Here is a 16,781-nt window from a genome sequence, read left to right as displayed (position 1 = left end):
GAGGGGATGGTTTGCTCCCTCTCCCCTGGGGAGAGGGCCGGGGTGAGGGGATGGTTTGCTCCCTCTCCCCTGGGGAGAGGGCCGGGGTGAGGGGACGGTTTGCTCCCTCTCCTCTGGGGAGAGGGCCGGGGTGAGGGGAACCCTTTCTACACCCTACCGCTTCATCTGCGACAAAATCACTCCGCACTGATTTTCCTGCCCTTCTGACGGTGAAATCAGCGCCAGCAGTGCAGCGGCGGGGGTCACCAGCGTTGCCAGTGCAGCGGCCACCGCGCCGCGTGCGATCAGCGGTCCGGCTTTCACGCCTGCCTGCGGATTTTTAAACGAACCGCGCACGTACAGCGGGGAGCGCAGCGTTACGATGCGGATGCCTTTACTTTCCGGGTTAATGGTCAAATCGAGCTGCTCAGACGCCATGCTGGCGGTGCCGGTCACGTTGATAATGGCGTTTTCCGTATCAAACGCGAAAATCTGCGGACGCGCCACGCCGTTGACCAGATCCAGATTCGCCGCCGCGCAGTTCACCCGCACTTCGTCATCACCGAAAATCTGCCCGACAATAAAGTTACCGACGTTCAGCCCCAGAATTTCCATCAGGTTGCGGCTCACTACCCCGTCATTCATCAGCAGTTTCAGGTTACCGTTGCTGGTGCCGAGCAGGGCGGCGATGGAGTTCCCGGTGCCGCGGAGTTCAGCGTCGCCGTTCATCTCACCGATGGTTTTCTGCATCAGTTCCACATCCGGCATCAGCTCTTTAAGTTTGAGCCGACGCGCCTGAATATCCGCCCGGCCCTGCATCGGTTTTTTGTCACCTTCAAGGTGAATATTGGAGGAGATGGTGCCGCCCGCCATGCCAAACTTCAGCGGCTGCAAACGCAGGTCGGCGTTTTTCAGAATGATATGGGTGGAGAGATCGCTTAACGGCAGCGAACTGCCGTGTTCGATGCGGCGGCCTTTAAAGCGCACGTCGGCATCCATCACGTCCCATTTGTCGGTTTCAAAACGGTCATACGGCAGCACTTTGCCCGACGGCTGATCGGTTTTCTCGCCCTTCTTCTCTTCTGAACGTTTTGATTTCTCTGCGCCTTTGCCGGAATCCACGCCGATCAGCGGCCCTAAATCGGCCAGACGTAACTGGCGGGATTCGAGATCGCCTTCCAGTTTCGGACGCGGTTTGCCGGTGGAGTAGGTTAAGGAACCATGGATGTCGCTGTCGCCGATGCGACCATCGAAATTCCGATAATCGTAAACCGAGGCTTTTTCAGGATCGATTTTCGCCACCAGCCGACCGTTGGTTTCAAACGGCGGCGTGTCCGGCAAAAGCACGCCGGTTAAATCGTACAGCTCGCCAAGCGAATCCCCGGCGAATTTCAGATTCAGATCGACGCCGCCCATTTTCATCGGATCGTTGATGGTGCCGTCAAACGCCACGCGGGTATTACCCGAACGGAAATCCGCCTGCACCGGGAACGGCGTGCCTTCGCTCTTCAGCGCCAGCATCCCGCCAATTTTGCCGGTACCGGTCACCGGCTGCCCGTTGTAGCGCCCTTTTGCCTTCAGGCCGAAAACGTAGTCGCCGACTTTCGTATCTTTTTCGCTTTTCGATCCGATCACTTCACTGAATGGCAGCGGCTTGCCGAGCGGATCGACAAGGATCTCGATGTCGGCGCGGCTGACTTTATCGTCAACATTGATGCGCCCGCGATCGAACAGAATATTATCAAGACGGAATGACCAGGCTGAAGGCTGCGCGTTTTCATCCTTCGGCTTACCGTCGCTGGCGAGGTTAAAGGTCCAGTTATTATTTTTTTCCGAGAGGCGGATTAACCGGGCATCCGGCTGCTGGAATTTCACCCACGGCAGGTACACGGTTTTGGTGAGCAGCGCCAGCGGAGCCAGGGTCGCTTCAACGCGCGGCAGGTGTACCATCGTGACTTCCGGGATATCCGGCGGGTTGCCGAGGATAATGTCTTCAGCGTGGACGTGCGGCCACGGGATCCAGCTTCGCCAGCCGGTTTCCTGCTTCTGGCGCTCCCAGACCACGCCCAAATCGCCACGAATGGCAAAGGGACGGTTTAGCTCCGTCGACACTTTTTCGTTGATGGTGGGTTTGAGACGGTTCCAGTCAAACGTCGCGATAATGATGATTGCCACCACGATCAACAACAAAAGCGTTCCCACAATGGCCGTTATAATTTTGCCTGTTTTTGACATGCCTGCATCCTTCCTGTCTTGTCTTGCCTGTCATAAAGATAGCTGACGCTGACGGAAACGGCTGAGGCAGTGCAGGCGAATGACCGCCCTGGATTAGAGAGAAAGAATAACGCTATCAAGGTGCTCGAACGGAACCGGGCGCGAAAGAAAGTAGCCCTGCGCCGCGGCAGCCGGGGAAGCCTGCACGTCGCGCCACTCTTCCAGCGTTTCGACACCTTCGACAATCACGCCCTGACAGTAGCGATTCATCAATTGCAGCAGTTGCGTGAACAGATTGCGACCTTCCGGCGTCTGGCGCAGCATGATGAACAGATCGCGGGCGACTTTGATGTAGTCATAGCGGACTTCGCTGAGCGCGGAGAAGTTGGCCATCCCGGTGCCGAAATCATCGAGCCACAGCGGGCCGACTTCGCAAATGGTGGCAAACGACGCTTCATCCGGCAGGCGCACATGCTCCACCAGCTCAAAACGCAGCCAGGGTAAACGATTAATCAGGGCTATCAGGCTTTCATGCTGGCGCATCGCCAGAAGCGTGGGACCGTCAACATTCACCGATGCCAGAATGTTGTGCTGCATAAAAAAATCATGCTTTTCTGCCAGCATCCTGACCTGCTCTTCCACCACGTCGAGGCGCTGACGCACGGCGACTTCGGCAAAGTAGCGGTCGGGGGCAATGCGCTGCGTCGGGTCAGACGGATGCGTCACCACGGTCAGCACTTCAATGGCCATCAGGTTGCCATCGGTTTTGTAGATCGGCTGCCAGGTGTAAGCACGTTCACATTGCAACCAATAACGTCGCTCCTGCAAGTCCTCGATACTCGCTTCCGGAATGTTAAGCCGCGAAATAACCTGCTTTAACTTCATTATCAGTCTGTCCTGTTAAATGAGTGAGTGACCTGTCGGAACTCGTCTTTGAGTTATCGGCGGCGGGTGGGAGAACTTTATGTTCACTTAAAAAGCAATTTGCCATCCTGCACGCGAGAATTTGCACTTAACACGCGTTAGCTCAAAAAATTTATGGAACGTTGTTTTAATATGATTGACCACGAAACACCCGCAACGCACACTAGCAACTATCATCCCGATTCAGGTTACGACTATGTCCAGGAAAATTGCCGTCATTGGCGAATGCATGATTGAACTGTCACAAAAAGGCACCGAGGTTAACCGTGGCTTTGGTGGCGATACGCTTAACACCTCTGTTTATGTTGCCCGCCAGGTGTCCCCTGACGATCTGACGGTGCATTACGTTACCGCGCTTGGCACGGATAACTTCAGCCAGCAGATGCTTGACGCCTGGCAGAGTGAAAACGTGGATACCGGGCTGACGCAACGCATGGAAAACCGTCTGCCGGGCCTGTACTACATCGAAACTGACAGCACCGGCGAGCGCACGTTCTACTACTGGCGTAACGAAGCCGCCGCCAAATTCTGGCTGGAGAGCGAGCAGTCCGCCGCCATCTGCGAAGAGCTGGCAACGTTCGATTATCTCTATCTGAGTGGTATTAGCCTGGCGATTTTAAGCCCGGCGAGCCGCGACAAGCTGCTCTCGTTGCTGCGTGAATGCCGCGCCAACGGTGGCAAGGTGATTTTCGATAACAACTACCGTCCGCGCCTGTGGGCCAGTAAAGAAGAGACGCAGCAGGTTTATCAGCAGATGCTGACCTGCACCGACATCGCCTTCCTGACGCTGGACGACGAAGACGCCCTGTGGGGCGAGAAGCCGGTGGAAGAGGTGATTGCGCGCACTCAGGCGGCAGGCGTAACGGAAGTGGTCGTGAAGCGCGGCGCGGATTCCTGCCTGGTGGCGATTGCTGGTGAAGCGGTGATTGATGTGCCTGCGGTGAAACTGGCGAAAGAGAAAGTGATTGATACCACCGCGGCCGGCGATTCGTTCAGCGCCGGGTATCTGGCGGTACGTCTGACCGGCGGTGACGCCGAAGCCGCAGCGAAACGCGGGCATTTGACGGCCAGTACGGTGATTCAGTATCGCGGCGCGATTATTCCGCGGGACGCGATGCCGGAGTGAGGTAGTGGGGGGATTTCCCCCTCACCCCTGCCCTCTCCCCAGGGGAGAGGGAGAAAGGCAAGTCTGTGCTCGATCTGTCCCCTCTCCCTAAGGGAGAGGGTTAGGGTGAGGGTAAAAACCCCTACTGCTGTGCCGGTGGAATATCCGTCACATCCTGCCGCGTATCGTCGTTCACCGTCGCCGCCACGGGCGCTGCCGGGGCCATCACGCTCTCCCACGTCGCCTGTAGATCCTTCATGTTATATTCCTGCTCACCCTGCGGTTGCAGCAAAATCAGCGCCATATCCTGCGACAGTTGCTGGCGCAAATCCTGGTTTAACATCTCCACCGTCAGACTGTTCAGGAAGTCCTGACGCAGCTTCTGGTACTGCTCCGGGGCGATATCCACCACCTGATTTTGCAGCGAGCGCATACGCTGGCTGGTCAGTACGCCGGTATCGGCGCGGGCATAAGTGGTAAACAGCTTTTGCAGCTCCAGATTCTTCTGCGCCACCAGCGCATTGAACTCTTCCACTGCCAGGCCCTTGTCGCGCACCTTCGCCAGTTCGCGGGCGATCATCCCCAGATTGCTGTTCAGCTTCTCATTCGGGGAATCGACGTTGATGGCGCACTGCGCACGCTGGAAAAGCACCCGGCAGTCAAAGCCCAGGCCGATGTCTTTCGCGCTGTTTTTGCTTAAGTTTTGTTGTACCTGCCAGAACAGCGCTTCGCGGGCCAGATCGGCGCGCCAGTAGCGCAACAGCGCCGCAGACTCACGAATCGGCTGCCAGGCCCCGTCCCACATAATTGAAAGCCGATCCTGACGCACCGAATCACTCATGATGCTCACCGATTCACGCGGGAGCGGCGACAACGTCGGCACCGGTGCAGGGGTGACGCGTTTACCTTTTAGTTCGCCAAAGGCTTTGTTGATTTGCTCAGAAACGGCGCGGCTGTCGATGTTGCCGACCACGATCAGGGTCATCGCATCCGGGGTGTACCATTTTTGATAGAACGCCTGAAGCTGAGCGGCATCCACCGGCTTTTTCAGCGGCTCCGCAGGATCGTGACCCAGCAAGGTCGACCCTTTTAAGCGGTAGCGCCACCAGTTGTCTTTGGTATCCGCCGGCCAGGTCGCCACGTGGTCTTCACTGCCCTGCGCATGGGCGATGGTTTCCGGGGTAATGGTCAGTTTCCCTGCGGTATCCGCGAGATAAATCAGCGCTTCTTTCAGCAGATCGTTGCGGTTATTCGGCAGGCTTAAATTGAAATGGGTGTATTCATACGACACCACCGCAGGCGGCAAAGGATGCTTCGGATCGAAGCCTTGCTGCCATAAAGACTGGGCCTGCGTGGGTTCCAGACTGCCGCTGTGAGAGAGGGCAATCCGGGGAATAAAATGGCTGAATCCGCTCTGTTGGGTGCTTTCGGTGAGCGAGCCGGTATTAACAGACAGACGGATCTCGACGCGGTCGCTGGGACGCTGGGGAGTGGCTAATACCTGCCACTGAAAACCGTTCGCCAGTGTGCCCTGTTGCCAGGCTGGGTCCGGCTGGAGCGCATCTGCCTGCACATGACTGGCGGCGACCATCATCAGCAAACCGCCAGCTAAGAGTCGAATTTTTGTGCCCTGCATGTGAACCCCTGATCAACATTCCTGGTTAAAAAGGCTGCCTGTGCAAAGGCTGCCTGAAGAGTAACGTTTAAAACACTTCGTTTAAGACAACGAAAAAAGCAAAACGTCACGTCTGGAAGCGAAATAGGGAGTAATTATGCTTAGCTGTCCGCCGCCTCACAAGAGACGACGGACATTGGGGGCGAGATTAAGGGGAAATTTGCTGGGTTTTGCCGTCTGGCGCACGATTATTGAGCGTATCGGTGAGCTTTTTCTGGTCCAGCTCTTTCACCCATTTTGCCACCACCACCGTGGCGACACCGTTACCGACCAGATTTGTCAGGGCGCGGGCTTCCGACATAAAGCGGTCGATGCCGAGGATCAGCGCCAGCCCCGCCACCGGTAAATGCCCGACCGCAGAGATGGTCGCCGCCAGCACGATAAATCCGCTGCCGGTCACGCCCGCCGCCCCTTTTGAGGAGAGCAGCAGCACCACCAGCAGCGTCACCTGATGGAAAATATCCATGTGGCTGTTCGTCGCCTGGGCGATAAACACCGCCGCCATCGTCAGGTAAATCGAAGTACCGTCGAGGTTAAACGAGTACCCGGTAGGAATAACCAGCCCCACCACCGACTTGCGGCAGCCGAGTTTTTCCATTTTATCGAGCATCCGCGGCAGCGCGGATTCAGACGATGAGGTGCCGAGCACGATCAGCAATTCTTCACGGATGTAGCGAATAAATTTGAAGATGTTAAAGCCGGTGGCCCGCGCAATCGATCCCAGCACCACCACCACAAACAGGATGCAGGTGATGTAGAAGCAGATAATTAACTGCCCCAGTTGCACCAGCGTGCCAACGCCATATTTACCGATGGTAAAGGCCATCGCGCCGAATGCGCCGATGGGAGCCAGGCGCATGATCATATTGATGATGCCGAAAATGACCTGCGAGAAACTTTCGATAACGTTAAAAATCAACTGACCTTTGCTGCCAAGTCGATGCAGGGCAAAACCAAACAGCACGGCAAACAGCAAGACCTGCAAAATGTTACCGCTGGCAAATGCGCCAATCACGCTCGACGGGATCACATCCAGCAGGAACGCGACGATGCCCTGCTGTTGCGCCTGCTCGGCATAAACCGCGACCGCTTTGGCATCCAGCGTCGCCGGATCGACGTTCATTCCTGCGCCCGGCTGCACGACGTTGACGATAATCAGACCAATAATCAGCGCCAGGGTGCTGACCACTTCGAAGTACAGCAGCGCAACGGCCCCGGTGCGCCCCACTGCTTTCATGCTTTCCATTCCGGCAATGCCGGTAACCACGGTACAGAAGATCACGGGCGCGATGATCATTTTGATGAGCTTAACGAAAGCGTCACCAAGCGGTTTCATCTGCGCGCCAATATCAGGGTAGAAGTGTCCGAGCAGGATGCCGACTGCGATGGCCGTCAGTACCTGAAAGTAAAGGCTTTTAAACAGAGAGGCTTTCATAGGGTGTCCTTGAGGTAAAAACCACAGACCTTGTAGGGTTAGGTGGTCTGCGGCCTTAAAATAACACCCGTGAAACATGACAGATATAATCTTATGTCAAATTTGAAACATAAATGTTAAGAAATTAGAGCTGACTCGCGCAAGCTGACCACCGCCTCAGGCGGTTTCATTTTCACCCTCAACGTGAAAATAACTGGCTTCAAACGCCTCCGGCGGCATGGCTTTAGCAAACAAAAAGCCCTGCGCCAGCCGGACTCCGGCATCTGCCAGCCACGCGCGTTGCGCTTCGGTTTCAACGCCTTCGGCAATGATGTCCAGATTGAGGCTTTGCGCCATATGGATAATGGCCGACACCATGCTGTTATCGTCCGGCAGCCCGTCAACGAAGGTTTTATCGACTTTCAGCACGTCCACCGGCAGCGACTTCATATGATGCAGTTGACGCAGGCCCGCGTAGCCCATGCCAAAGTCGTCCAGCGCGATACTCACGCCCGCATTGCGCAGCGGACGCAGGATAGTGACCGCCGCCTGCGGATCGTCAATCCGGCGGCTTTCGGTGACTTCGAGGATCAGCGTGCCCGGTTCAATGCGGTAGCGCTCAAGCAGATCCAGCAGGTCTGCCACCATCGAGTGATGCATCAGTTGCAGCGCGGAGAGATTCACCGACAGCGGCAGTTTGATACCGCGCGCCTGCCATGCGGCCAGCTGGCGACAGGACTCCTCCAGCACCCAGTAGCCGACCGTCACCATCAGGCCGCAGTTTTCGATCCGATCGATAAGCCCTTCCGGTAGCTCCCAGCTTCCGTCCGGCTGACGCAGGCGCAGCAGCGCTTCGGCGCTCACCAGTTTACCCGTCGCCAGTTCCACCTGCGGCTGAAGCCAGATCGCAAACTGGTGATTATCCAGCGCCGTCAGAATATCGTTCTCTTCGGTCAGGCGTTTTTGCGCCTGCTCCATCTGCTCCGGTTCGAAGAACTGGATCTGGTTTTTCCCTTTCCGGCGGGCCGAAAACGCGGCGGACATCGCCCGGCGATAGAGCTGTTCTGCCGTCAGGCCACCGTAAAACATGGCGACGCCAATACTGGCGCTCGGTCGAAGCTGCATCCCCTGCACCGGCAGGCGTTCGTTAATCACCGCCAGCAGTTGCTGACCTAAGGTGATGGCATGCCACGGCTCTTTGACGCCGTGCGCGATGATCACAAAATCGTAGCCGCTCACCTGGGTCAGTACCATGCGCGGCGAGAGCACCGATTTGATCTTCTCCACCAGGGTCATCAGCAGGATTTCACGCTGGCTCTCTTTTAACACGCCGGTGGTGTCGTGCAGGGTTTCGCAGGCGATGGTCATCAGCGCGGTGGTGCGCTGGCTTTCCACGGTTTGCTCCAGCAACGCCATCAGAAAGGCTTTATTGGGCAGTTCTGAAACCGGATAGCGGGTGGACTGGGTGTTCAGCTCGTCGTACTGACGCAGCATCGACTGCTGATGGCGGTTATAGCTGCGCACTAACATGCCGATTTCATCGTCGTGATGATGGCGCTGAAGCGCCAGTTGATGCCCCAATTGATCCTGCTGAGGCAGGTCGTTTAGCTCACGCGAAATGCGCCGCAGCGGGTGCACAATCAGCCGGTTGATACACCAGGTGATCGCCACGCTCATGATCAGCGTCAGCAGCAGCCAGGTTGTCACCAGCGTCGAAAGCGCGCTCATTAAGAACTTATATGTGCGGTACGAATCCGCCTGTAATACCAGATAGGCCAGCGGCTGAGGATTTGCCGGGCGTTCGAGGGAGTAAACCGGCAGCGAAATTTGGATCGGCAATTCAAACAGGCGGGTGATATAAACCGGAACCGGGCGTTCGGGAATAAAGCTCATCCTTAAGGCCTGAAACTGATTGGGCAGCACGACATCTGCGCGGCTGACCACCCCTGCGGGCTGGATGCCTTTAAGGATTGTCTCAGCGTCAACAATATCGCCTTTCAGAATGGCAGATGAGAGCGGTTCCCGCACCGAGCGGGCAATACTTTCCAGTTGTGTCGCCGTGTTGTAGCGATTCTGCTGCGAGAAATGAAGCAGCAAAATGACGCAAAAAATGCAAATAAACACCATGCAGACGGCTGACACCATCGCCATTTGTTTGATTGTTAACGAGCGGCTGACACGCAAATTGATTCTCCGAATACCCTTAACACGCAAAGTAACCTTTTGTTACCTTACTGCCGCCAGAGTATACGCGATCGTGGCGGCATTAAGAGACTGACAACAGGATATTAGTTATACCCTAAATAATTCGAATTGCAGGAAGGCGGCAAGGGAACGAATCCCCAGGAGCATAGATAACTATGTGACTGGGGTGAGTGAGCGCAGCCAACGCACATGCAATTTGAAGTATGACGGGTATTTACCAGTCTGCGTAAGGCATCAACGGCTGCGGTGGCATGTTCATATCGCCCTGCCAGCCCGCTGCAGAATAGCGGACAAAAATCATTCCATGGCTGGGGGTGTAATCTTTCGCCTGCTGAATGTCAACTCCAGCACCGATTGACCAGTTTGATGAAATACGCCGCTCGACGACGGCCTGGGCGGTATAACCGAAGCCCTGACTGCTGCCGCCGGAATCACTTTGCAGCCGCGCGTCCGGGCGATAAACGGGGGGAATCAGACTTAACTCAGGATAGGTGAGCCGCTCCTGGGTACGCGAGTGTGACCAGGACCCCGATGCGCCCAGCTCCCACGACCAGTTTTCGGTGCGTTTGCGCCAGGTGATCGGCACCGCGAATGAGACATACTCCTGCGGGCTGTAATAGCCGCCCTGACCGAGTGAATAACCGCTGAGGTCTTTGTCGTAGTGCCAGATCATGTTGTTCAGGCCGACCGTCATGCGCTCGTTATTCTTGTTGATCAGTTTGTAGTAGTAACCGGTCATCCAGCGCACGCGCCAGTTGTCGGCGACATTTTTCCCGGTCAGCGTGTCGGCGTTCAGGCTCGACCATACGCCGTGCGCTTCACCGCGATCGTAGCTCATGCTGACGCCACCGCCGCTTGCCCGCACGCCGCCCCAGGTTTTACCGGTACCGCCACGATTGTTGTCATCGTCATCGGGATCGTAGCGCCAGCCCTTCGTGTCTTTCTGCCCGCCAAAGGCCAGTAAAGAACTGGAGATCGGACGGCGATGCACGTTCAGGGTGTAACCAATCGGCCCCAGATCGCTGCTGTAGCTCAGCCCGCCGACCACATCCACCACCTCAAAGCCCATCGGCGTGGTGCCGATATCCATATCCCAGGTATCGTTGCGCCAGCCGATGGCGATGCTGGCCCCGCTATCGCGCTGATGTTTATCGATAGTGTCGCAACTCAGCTCGCCACAGGTTCCCCAGTTCGGATCGTAGTTGCCATTTCTATTGCGGCTGAAACTACCGGCATCCATGTCCACCACGTCGGTACGGAAGAACATCCGCCCGTCGGCCAGCGGCGCATCGGCCTGAAGCATGGTGGTGTGCATTTTGAGATCGGAATAACCGCCGGTGCCATCGGAGCGGCCATAGTCATGCTCCAGGGTGACGTTAACATCCTGCTGGCGATAGAGATCGGCGGCATCGTTGCGCACGCTGCGTTTAAGCCAGTCATCTTTCTCATCGTTGCGGGTGAGACGGGTAAAGGTGTCGTTATCCGCAGGCCGCGCCAGGGTTACCCCCGCCGCCACCATCGCATCTTTGTAGCCTTCCAGCGCCTGCTGCGGTTCGCCTGAATCACGATGAACGCGCGCGGCATCGCGCAATACCAGCGCGGTATCCTGCGACGGCGGCTGTGATTTAGCGAGCGGCACCAGTTTATCGAACGTCTGCTGCGCCAGTTGACGATCGCCAAGCTGAGCCTGCACCAGCGCGGTCCGGCGCTGCGCGTTCAGTGAGAGCGGTTCGCCTGTGTTTGTCGCCTGCATTTTTGCCAGTTGCGTGCGGGCTTCCATCGGATCATTCTGCGCCAGCGCCACTTCCGCCAGGCTCAAACGGGCGTCCTGATTCTGCGGATCGCTTGCCAGCACGGACTGATAGCCCGCTCTGGCGGCGGTATTATCGCCACGCTGCTGCGCCCAGTCTGCCAGCGTCAGCGTAATAGCCGTGGATGCCGGCTGCTGTTTTAAATAGTCCTCGGCTTCGCGCTCTTTACCGCTGTCGCGTAGCTGATTAGCCGTCGCCATCACCTGGTTGCGTTGCAGGCGATCGGAGAGCTCCTGAATATTGGGGGTCCACTGGCTGCGCGGTAGCGTATTAATATGCGCCAGCGCCGCGCGGCCCTGATCTTCGTTATCCGACAGGTACAGACCGTAGGCATACACCTGCTCAGGATCGTTCGGCTTTTGTGCGGCCAGGTTGCGCATTTGCGCATCGGCCTGCGCCCGCTGCCCGGCGCTGCGTAAATCGTTCGCCAGCCGGTAAGTGATCCACACGCTGCCCGGATCGAGCGCCAGACGGCGGCGCTGCAACTCTGCCGCCTGCGTCCAGTCGCCCCGGTTTTCTGCCTGCTCCGCCTGCTGCGCTAAACGATCGGCTGACAGACTGCGTTCAATATCATCAATGCTGCGCCGCTGGCTGCGGGAGAGCGATGAAATAAAGGCTTCGGCGCGTTCAGGGGACTGCGCACGATAAATATTCGCCAGCCCGCGCACCGCGTTGGTGTTGTCGCTGTCCATCCGCATTGCCTGGAAGTAATAGCGCTCCGCCGCAGGCGTATTGTTCGCCGCCAGCGCCGCGTCACCCAGGCCCAGCACCGCGTAGCTGTCGGTGTTATCCACACTGCGCGCCTGCTGATACAGCCGCGTCGCCTGCGCCGGGTTTTTCGCTTTTAATGCTGCATCGCCCTGCTGGATCAACAGCCAGTAGCGGTTGGTTTGCAGCAGGCTGTCCCATTTGCTGCGGTTGCTGCTGGTCGGCGCAAGCTCAATGGCTTTTTGCAGATTCGCCACGGCACGCGCCCGGTCGCCTTTTTGTGAATACGCCTGGCCCAGCGCGCCTGTGGCTTCACCGTCTTTTTCATCGGCGCTCACTGCCTGTTGCAGTGCGCTGATCGCCTGCGTGCCCTGCCCGGCATCAACGGCAGCCAGTCCCTGCGAACGTGCGCGAAATGTCGGATCGGCAAGCTGTTTCTGCTGAGTGGCAAGTTGCTCACGCGCCATGTCCACCGGATCGCCTTCGCTAAACTGGGCGAGAAAACGCTGGAGCGCCTGCACGCTGGCGTCGCTGACGGGCAGGTCTTTGATTTGCTGATACCAGATGGCGGCAGCGGCATCGCGACTGGTGCTGGATTTCGCCATCTGGGTGAGCACCGCGTACCCTTCATCATCGCGATCGCTGGCAAACAGCAGTTGCGCCAGCGAATTTTGTAGCTGCCCGTTGCCGGGGCTTTGGGCGTTAATCGCTTTAAGCTGGTTAATCGCCTCGTTGCGGCGCGCCGGGACTTTCGCCACCAGCACCCAGTATTCGGGGCCGATCTCGCCCGACGGCGGGTTGCCCGCAAACAGTTTGTCGTAGGCGGCAATCGCCTCCTGAGTGTGACCGGTGGTGGCCTGCAAACGCGCTTCCTGTAACGCCTTACGCCCTTCCGGGGTGGAGAGCGTCATCACACCGTTCGATTCACGCAGGGCGCGGGAATCCGGGGCCAGTTCTTTCAGACGGTCGAGCTGCTTTTGCGCGCCTGCGGTATCGCCCTGACGCAGCAAATAGCGAAAACGGGCGGCAATCACATCGGGATTTGCCGGATCGATCAGTTCCAGCCGGTACAGCGACTGGCGCACCAGATCTTCACGTTTGGTGGCTTCACCCAGTCGCACCTGTTCCAGTAACTGCTGCTGAGCGGTGGGCGCGGCATGCACAAAGGGCATCATTGAGATGCCAAGCGATAAGGTGATGAAACGTAGCGTTAACTTGCGCATGCCTGGCCCCAGTCAGGTTGTAACTCACCCCGTGAGGTGAAACGAAAACGATGCTGATCCCATCCCTGTCCGAAGAGGGTCAGCATTGAACTGTAATAGGCATTGCTGCCAGGAGGGTTATCGGCAACGCGCTGGCGTAATACGGCCTGGGCATCACGATTTTGTAAAAAAGGCAGCATGGCGGCAGAAAAACCGGTCGCGCCCGTCCCGTCCGCTTTTCCGGTCGCCACATCGACGTTTTCTGGTGGTACGCCGTTTTTGGTGGTGATGGCGGCCATCGGTTTGAAGCGCGTCAGCAGGCGCGCTTTTTGCGGATCGCTGTCGTGCATCATGCCCGCCCACAGATAGACGCGAATGGCATCGTAGCCGCTGATCAGCGTTTTTTCCGGCTGTAACTGCCAGCCTTTGTCTTTTTGATAACGGACCCAGTCCGGGGAAAAGCCCTTCGGCGCGGTTTCCATTAACAGGCGGAAATTTGTTTCACGCAGGGTGGACCAGGGTGCGCCAAAGCGGGTGAAGTAATGCGCCAGTTGCGGTGGCAGGTAGCTCGGATTAAAACGCCAGGTTTCTTCCTCCGCAAAGCCGACTTTACCAGGCAACAGCATTGATCCTAATCCCGGCACGTTCACCACTTCCTCAGCCACGATGCGCTTTAACAGCGCCCGGCCCGTAGTGGTATAACCCGGCTCTTTCCATAAGCGCCCGGCTTCCAGCAGCGACCAGGCGATCCAGACATCAGCGTCGGACGCGGAGTTGGTGTCGAGCACCGTCCACGCATCCTCGTTCTTTTTTCCCCACAGCCAGGCGGGGAGATGCGCACTCAGATCGCCTTCGGCAAGGTTATTCTGCGTCCAGTTTAAAATCTGCGCAAAGCCCGCGCGGTCGTTGGCGGCGAGGGCAAAAAACAGCGCGTAGCTCTGGCCTTCCGAGGTGGTGATGCTGCGGGCATCACCCGGATCGATCACCCGCCCGCCCGTGCTCACGTAGTCCTTTTTGAACTGCGTCCACGCAGGCCAGGTGCAGGCGGCAAAACTGTTCGCCGCCAGCATCAGGGTCATTAACAGCAGAGCACGCAGCCTGTTCATCGCCGTTTACTCATGATCCACATCGAGACGACGACGGCTGATAATCCGCAGCAGACGCCACAGTACCCAGGCCAGCAGCACGACGCTCACCGCCGCCAGTACCGCCAGCAGGATCGGGTGGTTAGAGAGCGCGTACCAGATGCGCTCAAACCATGGCAGATGACCCACGTAGTAAACGTCCCCGACCCGCAGGCCGTTCACGCCTGACTCACGGATCACGCTGACCGAGCCATACATTGCGGCGCGCTTGCCGCTGTCGTTCATCGCCTGATTAAGCAGTTCATACCCACGCGGGCTGTCTGCCAGCAGCGCAATCACGCTGCGTTGCTCGTAGTACGGCGACTGGAAGCCAACCACCGCCGCCATCGGGCCGCTGGAGGTCACCGCCGTTTGCGTTTCAGCCTGACGGTCGTTCATGTCCGGCACAATCGCCGGGAACGCGGTCTGGCGCTGCGGGGTTTTGACCCAGCTTTCGGTGGCCTGCACCAGCAATTCAATGCGCTTATCGTCTTTCAGCGCATCCGGGATGGTGCCGATGATCATGATATCGGCGTCTTTACCCTTAAGCTGGCTGCCGTCGTTGCTCAGACTGACGTTCACCGCCGGTAAACCGGTTTGCGCCCCTACGCTACCCATGGCATCCAGCAGCGTGGTGAGCTGGCCGGTGGTCGGCTGCGCGGGCAGCACAACAAGCGTTTCGGAGAGATCGGCCATTCGGCTGAACGGGAAGCCCGCGTTGGCAAAGGCGCGCAGATCCGGCATGGCGATAAAGTGGTGATAGGCCGAGAAATCAATGGTTGAGTCATCACCGATCACCACGCGGTTTTGCACCGGCTGGAAGGTGATACAGTTTTCAACAGTGCCGCCCGGCATCGGGTTCATGTACTGGAAGTCAAAACGCAGTTGGTTTATCGCTCCCAGTTTCAGCGCCGGGATCGTCACGTCCGTTTTACCGTCCAGCAGCCCCTGCAATACCGGCAGACGCAGCAGCAGACGGTTGGTGTCCTGGCTACTGGTCAGGCTAAAGGATTGCAGGAACTGATTGTTCAGGCTGATATCCATCCGCGAGCTGTCTTTCGTCGGCGGCGCGGTATAGCGGTAATTGAGGTTCATATCAATGCCGTTACTGCGCAGCAAATAGAGATCCGGCGGCAGATTCATCGACACGTTGATGGACGCCGGTTGCAGACCGGTCGCCTGCAACTGCTCCTCGTAGGTTTTCAGTTCGGCAAAGCTGATGGCGCGATCGGTGCGCACCCAGTTCGGCGCATCGTAAGGTTTGCGCGCCAGCAGGGGCTTAACTTCATTGACGACCACCCGGTCGCCACGGAACAGCACGCTACCCTGAGCGATGCCTTTTGCCGCCTGCAACAGGTCTTTGTCGTCACGCCCCATGACCACCAGCAGTTTGACGTACGGGTTATTCGGGTGATTCATCATGAAAATCGTTGGCGCGTCTACCGCTGGCGCGTCACGCAGGAAAGCGGGACGCTTATCATTGGTGGCAAACACAATGGCGTTGCTGTCCGGCAGGCCGTCGTACTGCACCGGGAAACTCTGCCCGCGCCAGCCGGTACGGGAGCCGAACCAGGAGGCGATGATACTCGCCGCCTGTTGCTGGCCCAGTGCAGGTGCACCGGCAAAGACCATCGGCAGCGTCAGCGAACGGTTATCACGCGGATCGAAGAAGGGCACCGGGAAGTGTGACAGGTCGTTTTGCACCGACAGTTTCTGGTAGGTCATCGACAGCGAACTGTTACGCCCCACATCCATCCACAGGGTGCTGCTCGCCGGGTTCTCGCACACGTCGCGGTAATGCCCGACAAACTCCAGCCGCACGCGGTTAAAGTCGGTGATATAGAGCGGATCGATCGGCACCTGCGCCTGGGTTTTCTTACCCAGTTGTTCTTTGGTCACCGGCAGCACGCCCATCAGTTCATCGTTGAGATAGACCTTCAGTTGCGACTGCACCGGCAGCAGCGACGGCGACGGGGTGTATTCCAGATTGAGCATGGCATTCGACACCACTTCATCGCTGCGCATACCAAATTCGATGCCGCCATTCGGGTTCACACCGCGCAATACCATGCTGCCCGGCGGCGGCGCGATCTGTGCAAAAGAGAGCTTAACATCACGCGATGGCGCATTTTCTGCGACGATGGGCGCATCTGCACCGGTCACGCCTGGCATCACCCGCCCGACCTGCGGCGAAGTGGTGGCAGGCAGCGCTTGCCCTTCACGCGGCACCTCAGGCGTGAGGGATTCCGGCTGCGTCGGGGCAGGCGTCGCGACGGGCTGCGTCGCGGGTGCCACCGCAGGCACCGTCGGCGCGGCGGTTGCCGCTGGATTGGCGGGAGCCGCCAGGGCTAACGCCATCGGGAAAGCGCTCATTCCCACTGCCACTGCACACATCCAGGAAAGTTTTCTTTTCATCGCAT

Annotated in this window: 9 protein-coding genes; 1 reads left to right on the top strand and 8 read right to left on the bottom strand. The window is 57.9% G+C overall.

Going from position 1 to position 16,781, the window contains the following annotated elements:
- Positions 1-153: 153 nt before the first annotated feature.
- Both BM373_RS15745 and pdeH read right to left on the bottom strand, forming a co-directional pair.
- Complete coding sequence (locus tag BM373_RS15745; protein ID WP_090463242.1) at positions 154-2,214, bottom strand: AsmA family protein; 2,061 nt, start codon at positions 2,212-2,214, stop codon at positions 154-156.
- 93 nt (positions 2,215-2,307) lie between these two features.
- Positions 2,308-3,078 carry a cyclic-guanylate-specific phosphodiesterase gene (pdeH, locus tag BM373_RS15740; RefSeq protein WP_090463239.1) on the bottom strand — a complete coding sequence of 257 codons (771 nt, stop codon included), beginning with the start codon at positions 3,076-3,078 and terminating at the stop codon, positions 2,308-2,310.
- Positions 3,079-3,313: 235 nt separating this feature from the next.
- On the opposite strand from pdeH, the gene BM373_RS15735 reads away from it, so the two are divergent.
- Positions 3,314-4,243, top strand: a complete 930-nt coding sequence (locus tag BM373_RS15735) for a 2-dehydro-3-deoxygluconokinase (RefSeq protein ID WP_090463236.1) — start codon at positions 3,314-3,316, stop codon at positions 4,241-4,243.
- A gap of 121 nt (positions 4,244-4,364) precedes the next feature.
- On the opposite strand, the gene BM373_RS15730 is transcribed toward BM373_RS15735, so the two are convergent.
- The 6 genes from BM373_RS15730 to bcsB form a co-directional block, all read right to left on the bottom strand.
- Positions 4,365-5,858: a M16 family metallopeptidase gene (locus tag BM373_RS15730; protein ID WP_090463233.1), complete on the bottom strand. Its 1,494-nt coding sequence runs from the start codon at positions 5,856-5,858 to the stop codon at positions 4,365-4,367.
- A 187-nt stretch (positions 5,859-6,045) separates the two neighbouring features.
- On the bottom strand, positions 6,046-7,332 hold the full coding sequence (locus tag BM373_RS15725) for a dicarboxylate/amino acid:cation symporter (RefSeq protein ID WP_090463230.1): 1,287 nt from the start codon (positions 7,330-7,332) through the stop codon (positions 6,046-6,048).
- A 156-nt stretch (positions 7,333-7,488) separates the two neighbouring features.
- Positions 7,489-9,495 carry a biofilm formation regulator HmsP gene (hmsP, locus tag BM373_RS15720; protein WP_218159476.1) on the bottom strand — a complete coding sequence of 669 codons (2,007 nt, stop codon included), beginning with the start codon at positions 9,493-9,495 and terminating at the stop codon, positions 7,489-7,491.
- A gap of 235 nt (positions 9,496-9,730) precedes the next feature.
- Positions 9,731-13,258 (bottom strand): cellulose synthase complex outer membrane protein BcsC, encoded by a 3,528-nt coding sequence (bcsC, locus tag BM373_RS15715; RefSeq protein ID WP_090463228.1) that lies wholly within the window; start codon positions 13,256-13,258, stop codon positions 9,731-9,733.
- Complete coding sequence (bcsZ, locus tag BM373_RS15710) at positions 13,246-14,343, bottom strand: cellulose synthase complex periplasmic endoglucanase BcsZ (protein WP_090463225.1); 1,098 nt, start codon at positions 14,341-14,343, stop codon at positions 13,246-13,248. Before bcsZ ends, bcsC begins: the two co-directional genes overlap by 13 nt.
- A 6-nt stretch (positions 14,344-14,349) precedes the next feature.
- Entirely contained in the window at positions 14,350-16,776 is a 2,427-nt protein-coding gene (bcsB, locus tag BM373_RS15705) for a cellulose biosynthesis cyclic di-GMP-binding regulatory protein BcsB (RefSeq protein ID WP_090463222.1), read from the bottom strand.
- Positions 16,777-16,781 lie beyond the last annotated feature (5 nt).

This window comes from Enterobacter sp. kpr-6 (genome assembly GCF_900116015.1).
GTDB lineage: Bacteria > Pseudomonadota > Gammaproteobacteria > Enterobacterales > Enterobacteriaceae > Enterobacter_D.
This window is presented reverse-complemented; position numbering and strand designations above follow the sequence as displayed.

Coding starts and splice junctions, on each gene's coding strand:
- BM373_RS15745 (WP_090463242.1), bottom strand. CDS start 2,214: ATGTCAAAAACAGGCAAAATTATAACGGCCATTGTGGGAACGCTTTTG.
- pdeH (WP_090463239.1), bottom strand. CDS start 3,078: ATGAAGTTAAAGCAGGTTATTTCGCGGCTTAACATTCCGGAAGCGAGT.
- BM373_RS15735 (WP_090463236.1), top strand. CDS start 3,314: ATGTCCAGGAAAATTGCCGTCATTGGCGAATGCATGATTGAACTGTCA.
- BM373_RS15730 (WP_090463233.1), bottom strand. CDS start 5,858: ATGCAGGGCACAAAAATTCGACTCTTAGCTGGCGGTTTGCTGATGATG.
- BM373_RS15725 (WP_090463230.1), bottom strand. CDS start 7,332: ATGAAAGCCTCTCTGTTTAAAAGCCTTTACTTTCAGGTACTGACGGCC.
- bcsC (WP_090463228.1), bottom strand. CDS start 13,258: ATGCGCAAGTTAACGCTACGTTTCATCACCTTATCGCTTGGCATCTCA.
- bcsZ (WP_090463225.1), bottom strand. CDS start 14,343: ATGAACAGGCTGCGTGCTCTGCTGTTAATGACCCTGATGCTGGCGGCG.
- bcsB (WP_090463222.1), bottom strand. CDS start 16,776: ATGAAAAGAAAACTTTCCTGGATGTGTGCAGTGGCAGTGGGAATGAGC.